Here is a 21,795-nt window from a genome sequence, read left to right as displayed (position 1 = left end):
CGACTGGCCGAAAATGCATGACGCCTTTTGCCGTGGAGCGGGCTTGCTGGGCAATTACGCCTTGGTGCCGAAGATCTTGTCGCCCGCATCGCCGAGGCCCGGCAGGATGTAACCCAGTTCGTTCAGGCGTTCGTCGATGGACGCGGTGTAGATCTCCACATCGGGGTGCACCGCTTCCAGGCGCGCCAGACCTTCGGGCGCCGCCACGAGGAACAGGCCCTTGATGCGCTTTGCGCCCGCCGCCTTCAGCATGTCCACGGTAGCGATCAGGGTGCCTGCCGTGGCGAGCATCGGGTCGATGATGAGCGCGGTGCGCTCGTCCATGCGGCCGCTCAGCTTTTCGTAGTAAGCCACCGGCTGCAACGTTTCTTCATCGCGTTGCAGACCAACGACGCTGACCTTGGCCGACGGAATGAGTTCAAGCACGCCGGGCAGCATGCCGATGCCTGCACGCAGGATGGGCACGATGGTGATTTTCTTGCCCTTGATGTGGGTAACTTCCACCGGGCCGGCCCAGCCGTCGATGGTTTTGGTTTCGGTTTCCAGATCGGCGGTAGCTTCGTAGGTCAGCAGGGTGCCGACTTCGGAGGCGAGTTCGCGAAACTCCTTCGTGCTGATGCCGGCGCGGCGCATCAGGCCGAGCTTGTGCTGGATAAGAGGGTGGCGAACTTCGACGATTTTCATGGCAGACCGGGCATCAGGGGCAAAGGTCTATTGTGCCATGGCCGGTCAGGTGCGCCGGGCCCTCGGGGGCGCGGCGCGCCTGTCCGGGGAGGATCAGTTTTTCAGGCAGGTGCTCATGAAGGATTTGCGCGCATCGCCTTTCAGTGCCTTGGCGGAGGCGTCCTTGTTGCACGAGGTCATTTTCTGCTGCTGGGTCATTTTGGCCGGTGCGGCCGATTCGCCCTTCAGGCAGTGACTCATGAAGTCTTTGCGGTCATCGCCTTTCTTGCCCGTGGCCTGCGTGTTGCAGGAGGACATGCGCTGTTGCTGCGGCGTGAGGTCTTTGGCCGGCTGAGCGGCCTGCGGCGCCGCGATGGCGGCGGCGGAAGTGACGAGGAAAGCAACGGTACAGGCAAGACGGAAATGCACGTGCATGACGACCCTCTCCCATTGGCGCCGGCCGGTGCCGGCGCCACGGAGTCTACGCCGGAACGCGTCAGGCCGCGCGCGACTCCGCCGCCTTGCGCGGACCTTCGGCAAGGGCGAGGCGCACCTGATCGACGATCAGGTCGACTTCGGCGCTGGTCACGTTGAAGTGCGGCGTGAAGCGCAGCGAATTGACACCGCCATGGATGACGCCAAGGCCACGCTCGCGCATGTATTCCTCGGTGGAACGCGCGCCAAAACACTTGAACTCCGGAGACAGTTCGCACGAGAACAGGAGGCCCGTGCCCTGGACCTTGGTGATAAGGCCGCCCAGTTCGTCTTTCAGTGCATTGAGCTTGTCGAGGAATTCGCGACCACGCTCGACGATGTTGTTGCGCACCTCATCGGTAAGCGCCGCCATCGTCGCCACCGCCACGTCGAGCGCGCGGGGGTTGGCGGTCATCGTGTTGCCGTAGATGCCCTTGCGGTAAAGGCCGGCGACGCGTTCGGAAACGGCCAGCACAGACAGCGGGTACTGACCGGCGTTCAGTGCCTTGGAGAAGGTTTCCAGATCCGGCGGGTCCAGTGACTCGAAGCCCGGATAGTCCACGATGGACAGCACACCATGCGCGCGCAGGCCAGCCTGGATGGAATCGACAAGGAGCAGGGTGCCGTGGTCCATCGTCAGCTGGCGGGCCGCCTGATAGAACTCCGGCGTGACGGCGCGGCCCGGGTCGCCTTCGCCCATGACGGGCTCCAGGAACATGGCCTCGATGAACCAGCCGTGGCGGTCTGCGTCAGCAAACACCTGTCTGAGCTGAGCCACGTTGTACGGCTCCACGGTGATCAGCGTGTCTTCGTTGCGGTAGCTGGCCAGATGCTGCTGATAGTTGCGACGCGAAGAATCCGAATACAGTGCCGGGCGCTCGGTGCGGCCGTGGAAGGCGCCCTTCACGGCAACGCGCTTGATGGTGCGGCCAGCGTGGCGGGCACCGGGGTCGGTCATCAGGCGCGCGTTGACGTCGGCGATGCGGCCGGCAAGCGTCACCGATTCGGAGCCCGAATTCAGGCACAGGAAACGGGAGTACGGATTGCTGCCACGACGGCGACCCAGCTCGCGCCCCAGGGCTTCGGTGAGGCGAAGCTGGGCGACGTTGGCCGTCATCACGTTGGCCATGACCTGCGGGCGCGCCATCGCTTCACCAATGGCTTTCGGATTGTGGCCGAAGCCCAGCATGCCGTAGCCGCCGTTGTCGTGAACGACCGCGCCCTTGAGCGTGACGACCCACGGGCCGCTGGCGGCGGCGGGAATATACGGGTTGAGGCCGTCGTCCGGATAGAAGTTGACGAAGCCAGCCTGCACGCGCTGAATCTGTTCGGATTCATCCAGCTTGAGGAAGTCGGCCATGTCTTCGCGCAGCGCGCGGTGGTATGCGACCGCAGCGGTCACGGCTTCACCGAGCAGCGGGTCGATCGAGGCAAAGCGCGAGACCGTCGCGTCGTCCAATCCGTGTGTACGCGGCGCACCGCCAAATTCGCGCAGTTCGCGCAGCTGACCGATCACATCCATAACCCACTCCTCGCAATGCCGCTAAGTGTATATATGTAAAGGATTTCTTCCCCGAGCATAGCACCCGGCTTCACCCCGCGTAACCCCCGGGTGACGCATGTCACATCCGCACAATGACGCAAGCGACTACGTACAAGGGGTTGCGCAGGAATATGGTGCGTTGCAAGGGAGGACACCATGCACACAGAAACGATGTTGGCGGAACTGAAGGGCGTTACGAGTCGCTACGGGAAGATCGTCGCACTGGACAACATGAACCTCACGGTGCGTCGAGGTGAGCTGCTGGCATTGCTGGGCCCCAACGGGGCAGGCAAGAGCACGGCCATAGGATTGCTGTTGGGTCTGCATCGCGCCGATACCGGTTCGGTGAGCCTGTTTGGCCGTGACCCGCAGGAGATCGAGGCGCGGCGGCGCATCGGCGTGATGTTGCAGTCGGCCGAGTTGCCCCGCACGCTGAAAGTTCGCGAGCTGCTGAACCTGACCGCCAGCTACTACCCGTCACCGCGCACGCTCGCCGAGACCGCGGCAGTGGCGGGCATCGGCGATCTGCTGGGCCGCTACTATTCGGCGCTCTCCGGGGGCCAGCAGCGCCGCGTGCAGTTTGCGATGGCGCTGTGCGGACGCCCCGAACTCCTGTTCCTCGACGAGCCCACCGTGGGCATGGACATCGAAGCCCGGCAGCAGTTGTGGTCGGCGATTCGCCAGCTGGTGGCAGCGGGCTGCGGGGTCGTGCTCACCACGCATTATCTGGAAGAGGCCGAAGCGCTTGCCGACCGCGTATGCGTGATCGCTCGCGGCAAGGTCATCAGCGAAGGCAGTGTGGATGCGCTGCGTGCACGTGTCGCTCATCGCCGGGTCCGTTGCACCACGTCGCTGGATGTGGCCACGGTGGCCGCATGGCCGGGCGTCGTTGAGTGCGATGTGGATCACGGCCGCCTGCGCGTGGTGACGGCAGATGCCGAATCGGTCGTGCGTCGCCTGCTGGCCGCCGATCTGACCCTGTGTGACCTGGAAGTGCAGCGGGCTGGTCTGGCCGAAGCCTTCACTGAACTTACCCGGGACGACGATGCATCGTCGTCCGAGAAGGAAGCTGCCTGATGAACACTGTCACTCTTTCCATGGGCGAAACCGCCGCCGCGATGCCGCGCAGTCGCGTGCTGCGCGCTTACGTGCAGGAAGCGCGTACGGAATGCCTGCGCTACCTGCGCATGCCGGGATTCCTGCTGCCGACGCTGCTGTTCCCGTCGGTGTTCTACGTGATGTTCGGCATCCTCCTGGGGAGTGCCAATGGTCCGGACGTTCCGCGCCTGCTGCTTGCCTCCTACGGTGTGTTCGGCGTAATGGCACCGGGGCTGTTCGGTTTTGGTGTGTCGCTGGCGCTGGAGCGGGAAACCGGCCTCCTGACGCTCAAGCGCGCGTTGCCGATGCCACCGGGTGCGTACCTTGTCGGCAAGATGAGCATGGCGATGGTGGTGGCCGTGATCATCTCGCTGATCCTGCTGGCGCTCGCCGTGTTTGCAGCGCATGTGGTGTTGAGCGGCACGCAGATGGCCACGCTGTTCATCGTGCAGGTGCTGGGTGTGCTGCCGTTCTGTGCGATGGGCCTGCTGGTGGGCACGCTGGTCAGGGGGCAGGGTGCGCCGGGCATCATCAACATGGTTTACCTGCCGATGGCGTTCCTGTCCGGACTGTGGTTCCCGTTGCAGATACTGCCGGAATTCATCCAGCGCATTGCCCCCATCTGGCCGAGCTACCACCTGCGCGAGCTGTGCCTGAGCGCCATTGGCATGGGGCATGGCGGGGTATGGATTCACGTGGCCGTGCTGGCTTCTTACACCGTGGCCTTCGTGCTGCTGGCCAGCCGTCGCCTGCGTCGCCACGGTTGAAGTAGCATGACTGAACGTCTTTCCACTGAGAAACCCCGCATGGCCGCTTCCTGGTTCGCGATGGCACCGGACTCGCTTGCCGCGCGGCACCGTGCCACGGGTAAGCACCGTTACCTGCAGATGTTCAATCTGATCTGGGCGGTGTGGATTTTCGGCGACCTGATCTTCCGCAACACGGTCAGTGACGGATGGGTTCTGGCGACCTGCCTCAGCTTTCCTGTCTTTCTTTCGCTGTATCTGCTCGCGTACTTCCAGCCCATCCATCGCATCGCGATCTATGCGGTGGGTATCGGGGTGCTGGGCATGGTCATTCTGCGCTGGAACAACAGCGGCGGCGCGAGCTATGTGATCTTCTCCTGCGCGTATCTGGCGTTTGCCGGCTCTGTGCGAACCGCGCTGGTTTTCATGTGCCTGATGGTGGGCAGTTTCCTGATCGAAGCCAGCCTGCAGGGATGGCCTCTCCCGGTGATGATCACCATGAGCATCATGGCGCTGGCCGTGGGCTCGGGCAATTTCCTGTATCGCCTCAATGCGGAGAAGGATGCCGAACTGAAGCTGTCGCACGATGAAGTGCGCCGGCTGGCGGCGATGGCTGAGCGCGAACGCATCGGTCGCGATCTGCACGACCTGCTCGGCCACACGCTGTCGCTGATTGCCCTGAAGCTGGAACTCTCGCGTCGCCTGCTGGATCGCGACACGGACGCGGCCCGACGTGAAATGGAAGATGCCGAAGGCGTCGCCCGTCATGCGCTGGCCGAAGTGCGCGCCGCAGTCACGGGCATCCGCGCCACCGGTCTTGCCGCCGAACTGGCATCGGCCAAACTGTTGTTGAACTCTTCGCTTGTGCATCTCGATTACGAAAACACGCTGCCTGCACTTCCCGCGCGCGTTGAGGCGGGCCTGGCGCTGGTGCTGCGCGAGGCGGTGACCAATATTCACCGGCATGCACGGGCCACGCGCGCGTCCGTTCGCGTGGAGTGGGTGGAGGGTGAGCTTCGCTTCGTCATTGCAGACAATGGCAAAGGCGGCATGGCGACGGAAGGCAACGGCCTGTGCGGCATGCGCGAACGCGTGCGTGCGCTGGGTGGAAAACTGGTGGTGGAATCGCTGCGTGAGCGCGGCACGACGCTGCGCATCACCGTTCCTTTGAGCAATGAAGATCGACTTGCGGCGCCCATGCCTCAGGCCATATCCGACGAAAGCCGGCTGGCGTCATGAAACGGCTGTTCACGCCCACGCCCGATTCCCTGCTGGGCAGTCTGGGTTCGCCCTATCTGCGTTTGCAGGCAGGGTTGCAGGTGTTCTGGGTGGTTGCGCTGATCCAGGTGCCACTGAGCGTCAAAGGGTTTGCGTGGGGCTGGTTTGCACCCACGCTGCTGACGATCCCCATCTACCTGTGGTGCACGCTGCGTATCCTCATCGGTCCTATGAGGCAGATTCCCATCCACGCCGTGGTCATCGGCGCGCTGGGCGTTGCGCTGTGGTCGCTCAATCCGGTGGGGGTGGGCTACCTGCTGATTGCCTCGGGCGTCATTGCCTATACCGGGCGCATCAACGTGTGGTTCTGGGGCCTGGTTGGCTTCACGGGACTGACGACGGTGCTGATGTTCGTTTCCGGCGAGAACCCGGCACGCATCGCGGTGGTTGCGGTGGGCGGCGGCTTTGGTGGCTTTGCCAATTACCTGTACGTGCGCACCGCCCGAAACGATATGGAACTGCGTCTGTCCCAGGCGGAGGTGCGCCGACTGGCCACGGTCACCGAGCGTGAGCGCATCGGTCGCGATCTGCATGACCTGCTGGGTCATACGCTGTCGCTGATCACGCTCAAATCAGAGCTTGCGCGACGGCTGGCACTCGCCGACCCGGAGCGCGCCCGGCAGGAAATGGAAGAAGTGGAGCGGGTGGCGCGTCACACGCTGGCCGAAGTACGGGCGGCCGTGACCGGTTTGCGCGTGGGCGACCTGCGCGCCGAAGTCACTTCCGCGCGCCTCATGCTGGAAGCCTCCGGCATCTCGTTCGTGGCGCAGCTTCCCGATGCCATCGTTCTGGCCGACACCACGCAGGCGGCGCTGTCGCTGGTCGTGCGCGAGGCCATCACCAATATTCATCGCCATTCGCGCGCCACGGCCGCGAACATCTCAGTGACAAGGGAAGACAACGTCATGTATGTACGGATCATCGACAACGGATGCGGCGGCGTGGCCGCGCACGGTAACGGCATCAGTGGCATGCGCGAACGCGTTCGCGCGCTGGGTGGCACGCTGCGCATGGAGTCGCCGGCCCGCAAGGGCACGTCCATCGACATCGTTGTGCCGGTCGTGGCGCAGCCGGGTCTGGAGCACGTCGCATGATCCGCGTTCTGCTGGCGGAAGATCAGGCGATGGTGCGTGGCGCGCTCTCTGCGCTGCTCAGTCTGGAATCGGATATTGAAGTGCTGGGCTCGGCGGCCGACGGCGAAACTGCGTGGAGGGAGCTGCAACGCCTGAAGCCGGACGTGCTGGTCACCGACATTGAAATGCCCGGACTCACGGGTCTGGAAATCGCCCAGCGCGTTCGCCGTCAGGAGCTGCCGATCAAGGTCATCATCGTCACCACGTTTGCCCGGCCGGGCTTTCTGCGCCGTGCGCTGGACGCAGGCGTGGGTGGCTATCTGTTGAAAGACGCGCCCGCGGAGAATCTGGCCGAAGCGCTGCGCACTGTGCATCGTGGCGGCCGCGCCATCGACCCGCAGCTGGCGCTGGAAGCATGGTCGGAGGCCGATCCGCTGAACGACCGCGAGCGTCAGGTGTTGCGTCTGGCGGGTGAGGGGCAGTCGGCGGGCGACATTGCCACGGCGCTGAACCTGTCCCATGGCACAGTGCGCAATTATCTTTCCGAAGCCATTGGCAAGCTGGGTGTCGCCAATCGCATCGAAGCCTATCGCCTGGCCCGACAGAAAGGATGGCTGTAACCGCGCGATCGCTTAATATAGGCGATGGCGCAGGGGCGCCGATGGAGTGGCACGTTGCTCGGCTGGCGCACAATCGTTATTTTTTTCGTTCTGGCACTTGCCACCGCATGTGACCGGGCGCGGACGCCGCTGACCCAGGATGCCTATATCTGGCAACGCACATGGACACCGGCGCTGCGCGCATCGGTGGATACGGCCACGGATGCGGTCAGTCAGTGGCGCGTGCTGGCTGCCCAGGTGGATGCCGACGGGCAGTTCCGCACCTTTTCTCCCGACGTCGATTCGCTGCTTGCCACAAAGCGGCCAGTGGTTCTGGTGGTGCGCATCGACGGTCGTCTGGCGAACCTGGATGCCGCCGCCCTGGTCGAGCGCATTGCCGAGCTTTCGGCGCGCAGCGATAGCCGTGTGGGCGGCATCGAAATTGACTACGACTGTGCGACGGCAAAGTTGCCCGCCTATGCGGCGTTCCTGTCGACCCTGAAGCCGCGCCTGCCGGGGCGCTGGCTTTCCATTACCGCGTTGCCCGCGTGGATGGATTCAAAGCAGGTGGATACGGTCACGGCCGCGGTCGATGAGGCCGTGCTTCAGGTGCATGCGGTGCAGTCACCGCACGCAGGCCTGTTCGACGCCGACATGGCGTACCGGTGGATCAGGAGCTTTGCGAAGCACACACGTGCGGGGTACCGCGTGGCGTTGCCCACGTACGGCTCGCGGGTCAGCTGGGATGGCGACGGCCGCCTTCTCGCGGTGGAAAGCGAGAAGGCCGGTCTCGTGCCGGGCTCGTCGTCCGCCGAGCTGGCGGCGTCGCCGCGCGAGGTGTCGCGCTTGCTCGATCTGCTGGAAAAAAGCCGTCCTGCGAATCTGCGCGGCATCGTATGGTTTCGCCTGCCTACCAGCGACGACCAGCGGGCCTGGAGCATGACCACCTGGCTGGCGGTCATGCGCGGCCGCTACGTCGATGGGCACGTCGCCACCGTATTCCAGCCGGCCGCCACGCCCGGCATGCTCGACGTGCTGATCCGCAACGATGGCGACACGGACGCGGTAGTGCCCGCCAGCGTGGATCTGCCCGAAGGCTGTCGCCTGGCCGACGGCATCAAGGGCTATGTCCTTCATCGCGATGGCAACGCGGTGACGCTGCGCACCGACGATGCGCGCTTCCTACGCGCCCATACCCAGCAAGCCATTGGCTGGACGCGCTGCGGCGCGCCGGCCACGCCGTCTCCCACACCCTCTTCATCCTCTTCTGCATAAGCCTATCGCCATGAATGGACGCAAATCCGTCACCGCCGCCGTGATCGCCAGCCTTCTCGCAGGCGCGGTTGCCTGGGCCTGTGGCCCGATGTTTCCCAACCAGCTTCTGGATGACCGTGGTGCCACGCTCAAAGCGGTGCCGCAGAATACGTTCGCGTTCGAGGTGGCTCGTCTGCTGCCCGCGACCGACAAGCTGCTGGCGGTCGAAGCCGATCCGTACGACTACAGCGAAAAACCCAACGCCGCCACCATGCCGGACCTGACCAAAGAGCAGGCCAAACGCGTGGACACGCTGCGCGACTCGGAAACGGGCGCCATCGCGATTGAAAACGGCAAGGACTTGCCGGACGACGTGCGCTGGTATGTGGCAGGCGCCATTGATTACAGCCGCTCCAACGCGGCATGTACGGACGAAGACCTCTCCAGCCCGAATGACGACGCTGAGGAGGCGATGAAACACGCACGCGCCGCAGCCCGCCACGCCTGCCGTGATCCAAATGGCGATGCGATGGATCAGGCGCTGGCCAACTTCCAGAAAGTCACGGCGCTGCCGGCCGACCAGTCTGTATTGCGGGGCGTGTGGGCGGCTTACATGCTGGGCGAAGCGCACTCGCAGCTTGCTTACAATGCCGTAGGTACGCCGGCCTTCGCCGGGGAGCGCGATGCCGCTGCCAAGGCGTTTGCCGAAGCGCGCACGCGCGCCGTGGCGGGTGGATCAGACAACGAAGGTCTTGCGGTAGCGAGCTTCGGTGAAGAAGCCCGTCTGTGGTTGCTGGGCAGCGATGGTCACTATTGCGACTGGTCCGCCCTGAACAGCGGCTCCGGTTGCATTGCCGCAGTAAAGCCTGCTGACCTCAAGCACGCCATCGCGCTGTATGCGGCGCAGGCGGGCCATGGCTCGTACGGTGCGGTGCAGTCGTTGTCGGTGATTGCCGAGGCTGTGCTGCACGCACCGGAGCAGGTGGCGGCTATCGTGGATGGCCCGGTATCCCAGCGCCTGCTGGTGGCTTACGCACTTGCCCGTGTGGATGCGCGCGTGGATGGCAAGCCGGATGATCGCCTGGCCGACTTGGTTGCCGCCATTGAAAAAGTGGGCCTGGACAAAGTCGCCGCTGCGGATCGCCTTGCTGCGCTGGCTTACCAGACGGGCCGCTACGACCTCGCTGCAAAGCTCACGGCGAAGGCGCCTGGCCCGCTGGCCAGTTGGGTCAACGCCAAGCTGGCGCTGCAGAAGGGCGATCTGGCGGCGGCTGCCGCCGCGTATGCCGATGCCGCCCGGGCCTTCCCGAAAGCCGATGATCCGAAAGCCTCACTGGCTCCGGCCAGCGCACACCTGCTGACGGGCGAGCAGGGCGTCCTGGCGCTGGCGCGCGGTGAGTATGTCGAGGCCATGAACCACATGTTCGACGCGGCCACGGCAGTGGGTGGCAACGGCAACGTTTATGACGACTACGGTTCCGGCGTTGGCTACGGCAATGACATGGCGTTCATCGGTGAGCGCGTGCTCACCGTGGATGAGCTGAAGTCGTTTGTCGATGCGCGCGTTCCCGCTTCGCCGGTCGTCAAGCCCGACCCGTCCGACAAGGAAGCGGCATACCGTCCCATTCCGCTGAACGACCGTCTGCGCTGGCTACTTGCGCGCCGGCTGGTACGGGCAGGGCAGTTCGATGAGGCCCTGGCGTACTTCCCCGAAGGCAAAGACGAGCGTTACGCCGATGTCGACCTGCGCGAGACCGTGCGCGATTACGCCAAAGATCTGCACGACGGCGACCACGCCTGGACCGATATCGGCAAGGCCGAAGCACGCTACAAGGCAGCCGTGATCGCACGCGGCTATGGGATGGAAATCATGGGCTACGAGCAGTCGCCCGATTACACCGACAATGGTGGTGGTCTGCAATGCGGCTCGGGACAGTCGGGCGCTTCCATGAAGGGCCCTTACGTGACCGAAGGCGAGCGCACGCGTTTCAACGATTCGGTGGCCCGTCCGGACCTGCGCTTCCATTACCGCTATATCGCGGCAGACAAGGCCAACGCCTCGGCCGACCTGCTGCCGCCGCGTTCGCAGGCGTTTGCGGCGGTGATGTGCAAGGCCACCGGCTGGATGCAGGACGGCCCGGCTAGCTACATGCCTGATCCGGAAGATTGCACTCCTGTGGTGGTCAGCGAACGAGAGAAGCGCATTGGTCAGTATTACGACCGCTACGTGAAACAGGGGCCGTACGTGGATTGGGCGGAGGATTTCGGCCGCAACTGCGAGGAGCCCGACTTCGACCGCGCCCGCCAGATGGTGAAAGCCCAGCGTATCGCGGCGGTGAAGCACTTCATCCGTCGCAACCTGCCTTATGAAATTGGCGCGTTCGTGCTGGTGCTGGCGTTGGCCGGCGTGCTGATCGTGCGGCGTCGTCGCAAGGCGTAAAACGGCATCCGGGGGCGGCATGAGCGATAATGCTGCCCCCGTTATCCCCGGTTGCGTCGTGAAAAAGTCCGATTTCGATTTTCATCTGCCCCCCGAACTGATTGCCCAGGCCCCTCTGGCCGAGCGCTCGGCCAGCCGTCTGCTGCTTCTGGACGTGGCGGCGGGCACGCGTGAAAACCGGATGTTCCGTGAACTTCCCGACCTTCTGGCACCCGGCGACCTGCTGGTGTTCAACGACACCCGCGTGCTTCCGGCGCGCCTGCATGGTCACAAGGAATCGGGAGGTGCCGTCGAAATCCTGATCGAGCGGGTCACCGGCACCCATGAGGCGCGCGCCCAGCTGGGCGTAAGCAAGAAGCCGAAAGAGGGCGGCCGGATCATCCTGACCGACGGCAGCATGGTCACCGTGCTGGGCCGGGAGGGCGAGTTCTTCGTCCTGCGTTTCGACACCGACGAGCCGCTGGAAAAGCTGCTGATCCGGGTCGGCGAAATGCCGCTGCCTCCTTATATCGAGCGCGGCGCGGACTCCAGCGATACCGAGCGCTACCAGACCGTCTTTGCCCGGGAGCCCGGCGCCGTGGCCGCCCCCACGGCAGGACTGCACTTCGACGAAGCGCTGCTGGCCAGAATCCGCGACATGGGCGTGGATACCGGCTACGTCACGCTGCACGTGGGTGCGGGCACCTTCCAGGCCATGCGCGCCGACGACGTGCGCGACCACGTGATGCATCGCGAATGGCTTAACGTGGGCGAGGCGCTGGTCGAGAAGATCCGGGCCACGCGCGCCGCTGGCGGCCGGGTGATCGCGGTGGGCACCACGGTGGTGCGGGCGCTGGAAAGTGCCACGGTCGACGGCGTTCTCAGCCCGTTCGCCGGAGAAACGCAGATTTTCATCTTCCCCGGCTACCGGATCACCAGCGTCGATGGTCTGGTGACCAACTTCCATCTGCCCCAGTCCACGCTGCTGATGCTGGTATCGGCGCTGGCAGGCAAGGAAACGATCCTGGACGCGTACCGATTCGCGGTGGCCGAGCGCTATCGGTTCTTCTCCTACGGAGACGCCATGCTCATCCTGCCCGGCGGCACAGAACCCTAAAGATTCGTCAGCCTGCGCCGATAAGCCCACCGAACGACCCTTCGCGATGATGTGAAGGGCGCTAAGGGTGTGGGCTCATGGCGAAGAAATCCTCAAGCGACAAGGCGTCCGCGGCTCTCGTGCTCGACGCCGATCTGCGTATTGCCTCGGCGCCGGCCCTGCGCGAGACCCTGCTGACCGCACTGGCCTCCGGCCAGCGCGTGGAACTGGACGGCGCAGGCGTCACCCATATTGATACGGCCGGCCTCCAGCTGCTGGCTGCTTTTTCCCGCGACGCACGCGCACGAGACCTGGCTCCGGTATGGCTGGCGGCCAGCGAAGCCGTGCACAAGGGTGTTGCGACGCTCGCTCTTCATGACTTGATTGAACTGCCGGCTCGCGCCGGCGTGAACTGAGGTGGACGATGGCTAAGATTCTTGCAGTTGACGACTCGGCATCCATGCGCAGCATGGTCGCTTTCACCCTGCGCGGCGCAGGCCATGACGTCGAAGAGGCGGACAACGGCCAGGCAGCGCTGGATACCGCGCGCAGCACGAAGTTCGACCTGGTGCTGGCCGACGTGAACATGCCCGTCATGGACGGCATCTCGATGGTTCGCGAAATGCGCACGATGCCCGATTACCGCGGCGTGCCCATTCTCATGCTGACCACCGAATCGAATCCGGAAAAGAAGATGGAAGGCAAGGCTGCTGGCGCGACCGGCTGGCTGGTGAAGCCGTTCGATCCCGATCAGCTGCTGGCCACTGTCGGCCGCGTTCTCGGTTGATCCACTTTTAAGCATCAAGGCCGTACCCATGTCCAAAGTCGATCTGGCGCAGTTTCACAAGGCTTTCTTTGAAGAGAGCCTGGATGGTCTCGATGCCATGGAGGCTGCACTGCTGGCGCTCGATGAGGGTTCGGACGACCCGGAGCTTGTGCACACCGTGTTCCGCGCGGCTCACTCGATCAAGGGCGGCGCGGCCACGTTCGGTTTCTCTGACGTTGCGGCCTTCACGCACGTGGCGGAGTCGCTGCTGGACGAAGTCCGCAGCGGCCGGCGTCCGATGGACAAGGCCATTGTCGAGTTGCTGCTGCGCTCTGGCGACACCGTGCGCGACATGCTTTCCCGTTCCATGAGCGGCCAGCCGGCGGCCACGGCTGAAAGCCAGGAGCTGCTGGCTGCGTTGTCCGCGATGGTGGCCGGGCATGCTGCCGTGCCCGCCGCTGCCGCGGCAAAAGCCAGCGCCCCGGCCGACGACATCGAAGGCTGGGACATCACGTTCCGCCCGTTCGACTATCTGCTTAAAACCGGTAACGATCCGGCACGCATGTTCCGCGAGCTGGAAGCCATGGGGCCGTTGTCCGTGGTGTGCGACGCGGGCAAGCTGCCCGCGCTGGATGCCATGGATGCCGAAACGGCTTACCTTGCCTGGACGCTGCATCTGGCGGCCCCGGCAAAGAAGGCCGCCGTTGAAGGTGTTTTCGACTGGGTCGACGGCGACTGCGAACTCAGCATCGTGCCGAAGCTCGCCGTGAAGGCAGAGCCTGCACCGGCTCCGGTCGCGGTGGCCGCACCGGCCGCCGCCGCGTCGCGCACCACGCGCGAATCGGCAGCCAACAGCGAATCGAGTTCGGTGCGCGTGGGCATCGAGAAGATCGACACCCTCATCAATCTGGTGGGCGAACTGGTCATCACCCAGTCCATGCTCAGCCAGTTTGCCGACGGCGTGGATGCCTCGCAGCTTGAACTCCTGCGCCATGGCCTTGCCCAGTTGGGGCGCCATTCGCGCGAGTTGCAGGAAAGCGTGATGAGCATCCGCATGCTGCCCATCAGCACGGTGTTCAACCGTTTCCCGCGCCTGGTCCGCGATCTGTCGCAGAAGCTGGACAAGAAGGTCAATCTGGACATGCGCGGTGAAACCACCGAGCTGGACAAGACGGTTCTTGAAAAGATCGGCGATCCGCTGGTCCATCTGGTCCGCAATGCCATCGACCACGGCCTGGAAATGCCGGCAAAGCGCGCGGCTGCGGGCAAGTCGGAAACCGGCACGCTGCGTCTGGAAGCCTTCCATCGCGGCGGCTCCATCGTGGTGGAAGTGGGCGACGACGGCGCCGGCCTGAATCGCGACGCCATCGTGGCCAAGGCGGTGCAGCGCGGCATCATCACCAGCGGCGATGGCATGAGCGACGACGCCGTGGCCGAGCTGATCTTCGAGGCGGGCTTCTCCACCGCCGCCGCCACCACCGACCTGTCCGGCCGTGGTGTCGGCATGGACGTGGTTCGCCGCAACGTCATGGATCTGGGCGGTACCTGCGCCATCTCCAGCGTTCACGGCAAGGGCACCACGTTCACCATCACGCTGCCGCTGACGCTCGCCATCATTGATGGCCTGACCGCTGCGGTCGGCGAAGAAACCTACATCGTCCCGCTGGTCTCCATCGTGGAATCCGTGCAGCTGAAGACGGAAATGATCCGCAGCGTGGCCGGTGGTGGCGAACTGTTCCGTTTCCGCGATGCGTGGCTGCCGGTGGTTCGCCTGCACGATGTGTTCGGTTGCGCCGGCCAGCGCCGCGCCATCGACGAGGGCATTGTCATCGTGGTGGAAGGCGAGGGCACCCGTATCGGCCTGTTTGTCGATGAACTGATCGGCCAGCAGCAGGCGGTGGTCAAGTCGCTGGAAGCCAACTATCGCCGGGTTCAGGGCATTTCCGGCGCGACCATCCTCGCGGACGGCTCGGTTGCCCTCATCACCGACGTGACCGGCCTGGTCCGCATGCAGTCCAGACGCCGGGCGGCCTGACGGCCTTTTCTGATCCCCATTCAAGGTTCGCCTCTTCCAGCCGATAGGGCTTGTGGGGAGGCGGACAGAACGTTCCGCCAGTGGAAAGCACATGAACCAGCCAGCCAGCAGCGCGCCCGAGACCGAAGCGGCGGAAATCGCCCAGTACCTGACCGTGAACCTCGCCAACGAGGAATATGGCGTGGATATCCTCGCGGTACGCGAGATCCGCGGCTGGACGCCGGTGACCCGCATCCCGCAGACCCCGCACTACGTGCTGGGTGTGCTGAACATGCGCGGCGCCATCGTTCCCGTGCTGGACCTTCGCCTGCGCTTTGGCCTCACCCGTGAGGAATACACCGCGACCACCGTCACCGTGATCGTCACCGTTGCCGGCCGCAATTTCGGCGTGGTGGTGGATGCCGTGTCCGACGTGGTGGAAGTGGCGCCCAACGCCATCCGTCCGGTGCCCGACATGGGTACGGCGGTCGAAACCGAATATCTCAAAGGCCTGACGTCCGTCGGTGAGCGCATGGTTCTGCTCCTCGATGTAGACAGGCTCCTGCAACCCCAGGATGCGCAGATGCTGGAGGCCGCCCTGCCTTCCGCTGAAGAGAAAGCCGTCGCCTGAGTCATCGGGGCCGGCGGTTTATCCGATCGGCCCTGTGCGCTCCTGCGTACCAACCGCACCTTGCCGATTGGAAACGTGATGAAGAAGTTCAGTTTCAAGATTCCCGCACTCACCGTACGTGGCCGCCTTTACGGCGTGCTGGGTCTGCTGACGGCCATGCTGGTCGGCGGCGCCGCCCTTGGTCTGGGTTCGATGTACTTCCAGAACGAAGGCCTGCGCACTGTCTATGAAGAAGAGATGGTGCCGTCGGAGTTGATCAGCCAGATCAACACGCGCTCGCTGATGTCCTTCATCGCGCTGGGCGAGGCTGCCAGCAAGGTCGGGCAGGCCGATCAGGTCAAGCAGAAGGTCGCCGAATTCCAGAAGTACCAGACCGAGATGGACGAGCTGAAGAAGCGCTTCGATGCGATTCCGATGACCCCGGCCATCCAGAAGCTCAACAAGGAATGGCACGACACCGACGCCGACTACGATCAGGCCAAGACCGACATGGTCGAGGCGCTGAACGAAGGCGACACGGGCGCCAACGACGTGCTGGAACTGCAGGTGCGTCCGCTGCTGATGCAGCGCCAGGATTCGCTGGCCAAGCTCATTGCCGCCAAGCGTGACGAAGCCAACGGCATCTATGCGCACCAGGCCAGCAACTACAAGATCATCCGTGCGTTCGCCATCGGCGCGCTGATGATCGGTCTTGCGGTGTCGCTGCTGATCGCCGTGCTGGTCGTTCGCTCGATCATCCGCACGCTGGGCTACACAGTTTCCATTGCCAACGAAATCTCCGAGGGCAAGCTCGGCCACCAGATCAAGGTGGATCGTCAGGACGAACTGGGCAAGCTGCTCGGCGCGTTCCGTGCGATGGATGATCGCCTTACGGCCATCGTCACCGAAGTGCGTCACGGCTCCGGTTCGGTCAGCACGGCAGCGCAGCAGATTTCGCGCGGCAACGACGACCTCAGCCAGCGTACCCAGGAACAGGCGTCCAGCCTGGAAGAAACCGCTTCGTCGATGGAGGAAATGACCTCCACCGTGAAGCAGAACGCGGAGAACGCCAGCCACGCCAATCAGCTGGCACGCGGTGCCCGCGAGCAGGCCGAGCGCGGTGGCGACGTGGTGGCACAGACCGTGATCGCCATGCGCGACATCAACACGTCCAGCCGCAAGATCGCCGATATCGTCAGCCTTATCGACGAGATCGCCTTCCAGACCAACCTGTTGGCATTGAATGCCGCCGTGGAAGCGGCGCGTGCGGGTGAGCAGGGTCGCGGCTTCGCCGTGGTGGCCACCGAAGTGCGCAACCTTGCACAGCGCAGCGCTGGTGCGGCCAAGGAGATCAAGGGCCTGATCAACGACAGCGCCGACAAGGTGAAGGCTGGCTCCGCGCTGGTCGACCAGTCCGGCCGTGCGCTTGCCGAGATCGTGGACAGCGTCAAGAAGGTCACCGACATCGTTGCCGAGATCGCTGCTGCCAGCCAGGAGCAGTCGGCCGGTATCGACCAGGTGAACCACGCCGTGCTGCAGATGGACGAAATGACCCAGCAGAACGCCGCGCTGGTGGAAGAGTCCGCTGCCGCCGCGCGCGCCATGCACGAGCAGGCCAACGAGCTGACCCGTCAGGTGGGTTTCTTCCAGGTAAGCGGCGACGCCGCACGTGCCACGGCACAGAAGAAGTCTGTCCGCACAGCCACCACGGCGGACGAAGTGGAAGCCGTGTTCGCCGCCGTGCGCAGCGCGCCGGCAGCCGCCCAGCCGCGTGCACCGCGTTCGGCCGAAACCGCTGATGCGGGTGCGTGGAAGGAATTCTGATCCATGAATGCGCCCGTCACCACCGACGATAGCGTCGTGCTGGCGAGCGCGACGGGCCCCACGCTGGGGGACACTGACTTCCGCTTCCTGCGCGAGTTCGTTCTCCAGCACTGCGGCATTTCGCTGGGCGAGCACAAGCGTCAGCTGGTTCAGGGACGTCTGCTGCGTCGTCTGCGTGCGCTGGGCCTCACTGGCTTCAGTGGCTACTGCGATCTGCTGCGCCGTGATCCGGAAGGTGAGCTGGGCGAGCTGGCCAGTTGCATCAGCACCAATGTCACGTCGTTTTTCCGCGAGATGCACCACTACGACCTCCTGGTCGATGAGCTGCTTCCCCGCTGGCTGGAAGAGAAGAAGGGCGGCAAGCTGCGCATCTGGTCCGCTGGTTGCTCCACGGGCGAGGAACCCTACGCCCTGGCCATGGTGCTGGCCGAGGCGCTGGAGCGCACCGGCAGCACGGTGGACGCAAGGATTCTCGCGACCGATCTGTCGCCGCAGGCCCTGGAAGCGGCGCGCAAGGGCGTCTATGCACTGGACCGCCTCAACGGCGTCAGCGATGCACGTCGCAAGCGCTGGTTTCTGCGCGGGCAGGGCGCCTACGAAGGCCTGGCCTGCATCCATCCGCGCCTGCGCGAGCTGGTGACCATCCAGCCCCTGAATCTGCTGCATGACTGGCCGATGCAGGGCCAGTTTGAAGCCATCTTCTGCCGCAACGTCGTGATCTATTTCGACAAGCCCACCAAGCAGCGTCTGTTCTCGCGTTATGCGGGCATGATCGCCAGCCGTGGCTATCTGTTCCTTGGGCACTCCGAATCCATGTACGGCCTCAGTGACGATTTTGATCTGGTGGGCCGCACCGTGTACCGGAAACGCACATGAGCGATATGTCCGTCGCTCCTCCGCGCACGTTTGTGGGGTTTGATCCCGCCCGCGTGTTGCCGGGGTTTGAACACGTGCGCCGCTTCTGGGATCCCGCCCAGGAAGTGGTGACGGTGAAAGTGTTGCCGGGCGAGTTTTATGTCAGCACCCAGGACGAGATGATCTCGACCGTGCTGGGCTCGTGCGTGTCGGCCTGCGTGCGCGATCACCGCCGTCGTCTGGGTGGCATGAATCACTTCATGCTGCCGGAACCCGCGGGTGACCGGGACAGCTGGAGCTCTACCGTGGGCCGTGCTGCCCGCTACGGCAACGACGCGATGGAGCAACTCATCAACGCCATCCTCAAGGCAGGCGGGCGTCGGGAAGATCTGGAAGTGAAGATCTTTGGCGGCGGCCGCGTGCTGGCCACGCTGACCGACATCGGCCAGCGCAACATCGCTTTCGTGCAGCGCTATATCGCGACCGAGAAACTCAAGCTGTGCGCCGCCGACGTCGGCGACATCTATCCGCGCCAGGTCCAGTTCTTTCCGGTGTCCGGCAAGGTCCGCGTGCGCCAGTTGCGCTCGGTCCACGACACCCAGCTGGCCGACCGTGAAAAACGATACCTCAAGCGATTGGCGAACGATCCGATAAAGGGAGATGTGGAACTGTTCTGACCGGTTTGCCGGGCATGTCCCGGTGCCATCGTCCGCACAGTCCGATATCGCTGCCGTTCCGCCGATTCACCGTTTCGCCCCACGCACTCAGGCCCTTCAGAGTCCATGCAAAAAGTACGCGTACTCATCATCGACGACTCGGCCCTGGTGCGTAAGATCCTCACCACGATGCTGGAGTCCGACCCGGGTATCGAGGTGGTCGGCACGGCGCCCGATCCGTTGATCGCGCGCGAGAAGATCAAGGCACTGAACCCCGACGTACTGACCCTGGACGTTGAAATGCCGCGCATGGATGGCCTCACGTTCCTTGAGAACCTGATGCGCCTGCGTCCGATGCCGGTGGTGATGGTGTCCACGCTGACCGAGAAGGGCGCTGACGTCACGTTGCGCGCACTGGAACTGGGCGCCGTCGACTTCTTCACCAAGCCCAACGCCGACCTGGCCAGCACCTTCATGAGCTGTGCGCCGGAAATCTGCGCCAAGGTGCGCCTTGCCGCTGGCGCTCGTCCGCGCGAACGCGCCGAAGTGCGCAAGCTGGATGTCGCGCCGCGCTTCACCGCTGATGCCGTGCTTCCGCTGGCGCAGACGCCGGGCACGCGCGGTGGCACCCGCATCATTGCCATTGGCGCCTCCACGGGGGGCACCGAGGCCATCCGTGTGGTGCTGGAGGCCATGCCCCCCACGGCTCCGCCGATTGTCATCACCCAGCACATCCCGGCGGCGTTCAGTGGCCCGTTCGCGGCGCGGATGGACAGCTGTTCGGCCATGCGTGTGTGCGAAGCCCGGGACGGCCAGCCCATTCAGGCCGGTCACGCGTACATCGCGCCCGGTGGGCAGCATCTGCTGGTGATGTGGGACGGAGCGCGTCACGTCTGCCGTCTGCACGATGGGCCGCCGGTGAATCGTCACAAGCCCGCTGTGGATGTGCTGTTCCGTTCCGTTGCTGCCAGCGTGGGCGCGGCTGCCATTGGCGTGCTGCTGACCGGCATGGGCGACGACGGTGCGCGTGGCCTGGGCGAGCTGCGCGACGGCGGTGCCGCCACGCTGGTACAGGACGAAGCCAGTTCGGTGGTGTGGGGCATGCCCGGCGCCGCGTGGAAGGCTGGTGCAGCCGACGAAATGCTGCCGCTGAACGACATTGCCGCACGCCTGCTGGCGCTTGCTCATACCCCCGTTTCCTCCGGCGCGAAACGCGTCGGTACCTGAAGAACGAGAAGTCATCATGCTTACTTCCAACAACGAACGCATCGCCGGGCTTGCCGTCAGCGCCCTCGCGCTGATCGCCGTCCTGGTGTTTCACAGCCCTTGGGTGGCACCGATTGCGGTCGCGTTGCTGACGGCCACCTGGATCGTCATCAGCCAGCGCGCAGCCCATGCGCCCGTGGATGATCTGATCGAGGTCGTGTCCACCCAGTCGGCCGATGAAGCCTCTGTCCGTGAAGCCATGGAAGACGTGCGCAGCGCCATTGTCGACGAGCTGGGCCACGCCAGCCGCGAACTGCATCAGGCGCTGGATCTCCTGCGTGATGCGGTGGCCGACCTTGGCGGCGGCTTCAACGGCCTGTCGCGCAAGACCGGCATGCAGCAGGCACTGCTCAGCCAGATCATCGAGAGCGGCGGCAAGGGCATTTCGGTGCAGGACTTCGCGTCGCGCACGGCCGACCTGCTGGAACACTTCGTGGGCCTGATCGTGCAGCTTTCGCGCGAAAGTCTCCGCATCGTGTACCGCATCGACGGCATGTCCCGCGAAATGGATGCCGTGTTCGCCCTGCTGAAAAACGTGAACACGATTGCCGAAGAAACCAATCTGCTGGCGCTGAACGCGGCCATCGAAGCGGCGCGTGCCGGTGAGTCAGGTCGCGGCTTTGCGGTGGTGGCGGGCGAAATCCGCAACCTTGCGCAGCACAGCAACCAGTTCAACGAGAAGATCGGCACCCACGTGGAACGCTCCCGCACCGCGATGGAGCAGCTGCGCGAACTGGTCGGCAACATGGCCTCCCAGGACATGAACGTGGCGCTGTCGGCCAAGGGTGGCATCGACGAGATGATGTCCACCATCACCGAAACGAATGCACGCACGTCTGCTGCGGCGGACGAAGCGGCCAGCATCAACCGTGGTCTGGGCAACGATGTTTCCACCACCATTCGCTCGCTGCAGTTTGAGGACATCCTCAGCCAGCTGCTGCACCAGACCCGTTCGCGTCTGGTCGAGCTTCAGGAAATCACGGCCGACTGCACCCGTGACATCGAAGAGCTGGCGTGCGCGCCGGCCGATGCCAGCGAGCTGGGTGCGCGCGCCCAGCGTGTGCGAGTCCGTCTGGCCGAGCAGCGCGAACGTGCGCGTCTGCGCGCCCGTGGTCCCGCGCTCCAGCAGTCAATGGCTGCCGGTGACATTGATCTGTTTTAAGGGGATAGCAGCATGAGCATCAACGTTCACAACGATAGCGAACAGGGCTGCCTGACCTTGCACCTGGGCGAGCGCTTCGATTTTTCGATCCATCGCCTGTTTCACGACGCCTGCCTCGGCGACGTGCCGCCGGCTCGCAGTTACGTGCTGGATCTGGGTGAAGTTACCGGTATGGACAGCTCCGCGCTGGGCATGTTGATGCTGCTGCGCGAGCACGCCGGTGGCGAGCGTGCGGAGATCCGCATCGTCAACGCCAGCGCCGACCTGCGCAACACGCTGCGCATCGCAGGCTTCGACAAACTGTTTACCGTGCACTGATTGTTACCAGTCAGGTTTGCCGGAAGGGCGCAGCGGAAACGCTGCGCCTTTCTTTTGATTCATCGCGGATCGCCAGATTCA

Annotated in this window: 21 protein-coding genes; 18 read left to right on the top strand and 3 right to left on the bottom strand. The window is 64.4% G+C overall.

What is annotated here, in order from left to right:
* Positions 1-54: 54 nt before the first annotated feature.
* The 3 genes from upp to FHW69_RS17675 all read right to left on the bottom strand — a co-directional run bounded on the left by upp (position 55) and on the right by FHW69_RS17675 (position 2,659).
* Positions 55-684, bottom strand: coding sequence for a uracil phosphoribosyltransferase (gene upp, locus FHW69_RS17685; RefSeq protein WP_183424428.1), 630 nt, complete (start codon positions 682-684; stop codon positions 55-57).
* Positions 685-777: 93 nt separating this feature from the next.
* On the bottom strand, positions 778-1,098 hold the full coding sequence (locus FHW69_RS17680; protein ID WP_183424427.1) for a PsiF family protein: 321 nt from the start codon (positions 1,096-1,098) through the stop codon (positions 778-780).
* 61 nt (positions 1,099-1,159) lie between these two features.
* Positions 1,160-2,659, bottom strand: a complete 1,500-nt coding sequence (locus FHW69_RS17675) for an aminotransferase class III-fold pyridoxal phosphate-dependent enzyme (protein ID WP_183424426.1) — start codon at positions 2,657-2,659, stop codon at positions 1,160-1,162.
* 177 nt (positions 2,660-2,836) lie between these two features.
* On the opposite strand from FHW69_RS17675, the gene FHW69_RS17670 reads away from it, so the two are divergent.
* The 18 genes from FHW69_RS17670 (at position 2,837) to FHW69_RS17585 (ending at position 21,714) form a co-directional block, all read left to right on the top strand.
* Entirely contained in the window at positions 2,837-3,757 is a 921-nt protein-coding gene (locus FHW69_RS17670; protein WP_183424425.1) for an ABC transporter ATP-binding protein, read from the top strand.
* The gene (locus FHW69_RS17665) at positions 3,757-4,545 is read left to right on the top strand and encodes an ABC transporter permease (RefSeq protein ID WP_183424424.1); all 789 of its coding nucleotides are present in this window, start codon (positions 3,757-3,759) and stop codon (positions 4,543-4,545) included. Before FHW69_RS17670 ends, FHW69_RS17665 begins: the two co-directional genes overlap by 1 nt.
* 6 nt (positions 4,546-4,551) lie before the next feature.
* Positions 4,552-5,763, top strand: coding sequence for a sensor histidine kinase (locus FHW69_RS17660; protein WP_183424423.1), 1,212 nt, complete (start codon positions 4,552-4,554; stop codon positions 5,761-5,763).
* Positions 5,760-6,896: a sensor histidine kinase gene (locus tag FHW69_RS17655; protein WP_183424422.1), complete on the top strand. Its 1,137-nt coding sequence runs from the start codon at positions 5,760-5,762 to the stop codon at positions 6,894-6,896. The genes FHW69_RS17660 and FHW69_RS17655 overlap by 4 nt, the downstream gene beginning before the upstream one ends.
* Positions 6,893-7,495: a response regulator transcription factor gene (locus FHW69_RS17650; protein ID WP_183424421.1), complete on the top strand. Its 603-nt coding sequence runs from the start codon at positions 6,893-6,895 to the stop codon at positions 7,493-7,495. The genes FHW69_RS17655 and FHW69_RS17650 overlap by 4 nt, the downstream gene beginning before the upstream one ends.
* A gap of 54 nt (positions 7,496-7,549) precedes the next feature.
* Positions 7,550-8,749 carry a DUF3142 domain-containing protein gene (locus FHW69_RS17645; protein WP_183424420.1) on the top strand — a complete coding sequence of 400 codons (1,200 nt, stop codon included), beginning with the start codon at positions 7,550-7,552 and terminating at the stop codon, positions 8,747-8,749.
* Positions 8,750-8,759: 10 nt separating this feature from the next.
* Complete coding sequence (locus tag FHW69_RS17640; RefSeq protein ID WP_183424419.1) at positions 8,760-11,168, top strand: hypothetical protein; 2,409 nt, start codon at positions 8,760-8,762, stop codon at positions 11,166-11,168.
* Positions 11,169-11,187: 19 nt separating this feature from the next.
* A complete protein-coding gene (gene queA, locus FHW69_RS17635; RefSeq protein ID WP_183424418.1) occupies positions 11,188-12,264 on the top strand; it encodes a tRNA preQ1(34) S-adenosylmethionine ribosyltransferase-isomerase QueA in 1,077 nt (358 codons plus the stop codon).
* A 77-nt stretch (positions 12,265-12,341) separates the two neighbouring features.
* The gene (locus tag FHW69_RS17630) at positions 12,342-12,659 is read left to right on the top strand and encodes an STAS domain-containing protein (RefSeq protein ID WP_183424417.1); all 318 of its coding nucleotides are present in this window, start codon (positions 12,342-12,344) and stop codon (positions 12,657-12,659) included.
* Positions 12,660-12,667: 8 nt separating this feature from the next.
* Positions 12,668-13,030 carry a response regulator gene (locus tag FHW69_RS17625; protein ID WP_183424416.1) on the top strand — a complete coding sequence of 121 codons (363 nt, stop codon included), beginning with the start codon at positions 12,668-12,670 and terminating at the stop codon, positions 13,028-13,030.
* 28 nt (positions 13,031-13,058) lie between these two features.
* Entirely contained in the window at positions 13,059-15,044 is a 1,986-nt protein-coding gene (locus FHW69_RS17620) for a chemotaxis protein CheA (RefSeq protein ID WP_183424415.1), read from the top strand.
* Positions 15,045-15,135: 91 nt separating this feature from the next.
* Complete coding sequence (locus tag FHW69_RS17615) at positions 15,136-15,654, top strand: chemotaxis protein CheW (protein ID WP_183424414.1); 519 nt, start codon at positions 15,136-15,138, stop codon at positions 15,652-15,654.
* A 78-nt stretch (positions 15,655-15,732) separates the two neighbouring features.
* Positions 15,733-17,457, top strand: coding sequence for a methyl-accepting chemotaxis protein (locus FHW69_RS17610; RefSeq protein WP_183424413.1), 1,725 nt, complete (start codon positions 15,733-15,735; stop codon positions 17,455-17,457).
* 3 nt (positions 17,458-17,460) lie between these two features.
* Positions 17,461-18,333, top strand: coding sequence for a CheR family methyltransferase (locus FHW69_RS17605; protein WP_183424412.1), 873 nt, complete (start codon positions 17,461-17,463; stop codon positions 18,331-18,333).
* The gene (cheD, locus tag FHW69_RS17600) at positions 18,330-18,989 is read left to right on the top strand and encodes a chemoreceptor glutamine deamidase CheD (protein ID WP_255494882.1); all 660 of its coding nucleotides are present in this window, start codon (positions 18,330-18,332) and stop codon (positions 18,987-18,989) included. The genes FHW69_RS17605 and cheD overlap by 4 nt, the downstream gene beginning before the upstream one ends.
* Before the next feature lie 105 nt (positions 18,990-19,094).
* The gene (locus tag FHW69_RS17595) at positions 19,095-20,195 is read left to right on the top strand and encodes a chemotaxis response regulator protein-glutamate methylesterase (protein ID WP_183424411.1); all 1,101 of its coding nucleotides are present in this window, start codon (positions 19,095-19,097) and stop codon (positions 20,193-20,195) included.
* Positions 20,196-20,211: 16 nt separating this feature from the next.
* Entirely contained in the window at positions 20,212-21,396 is a 1,185-nt protein-coding gene (locus FHW69_RS17590) for a methyl-accepting chemotaxis protein (RefSeq protein WP_183424410.1), read from the top strand.
* A gap of 12 nt (positions 21,397-21,408) precedes the next feature.
* Positions 21,409-21,714, top strand: a complete 306-nt coding sequence (locus FHW69_RS17585; protein WP_183424409.1) for an STAS domain-containing protein — start codon at positions 21,409-21,411, stop codon at positions 21,712-21,714.
* The last annotated feature ends 81 nt before the right edge of the window (positions 21,715-21,795 follow it).

The organism is Luteibacter sp. Sphag1AF, from assembly GCF_014192715.1.
Lineage (GTDB): Bacteria > Pseudomonadota > Gammaproteobacteria > Xanthomonadales > Rhodanobacteraceae > Luteibacter.
The sequence above is the reverse complement of the archived record's forward strand: the minus strand, read 5'-3'. Positions and strand labels throughout refer to the sequence as shown.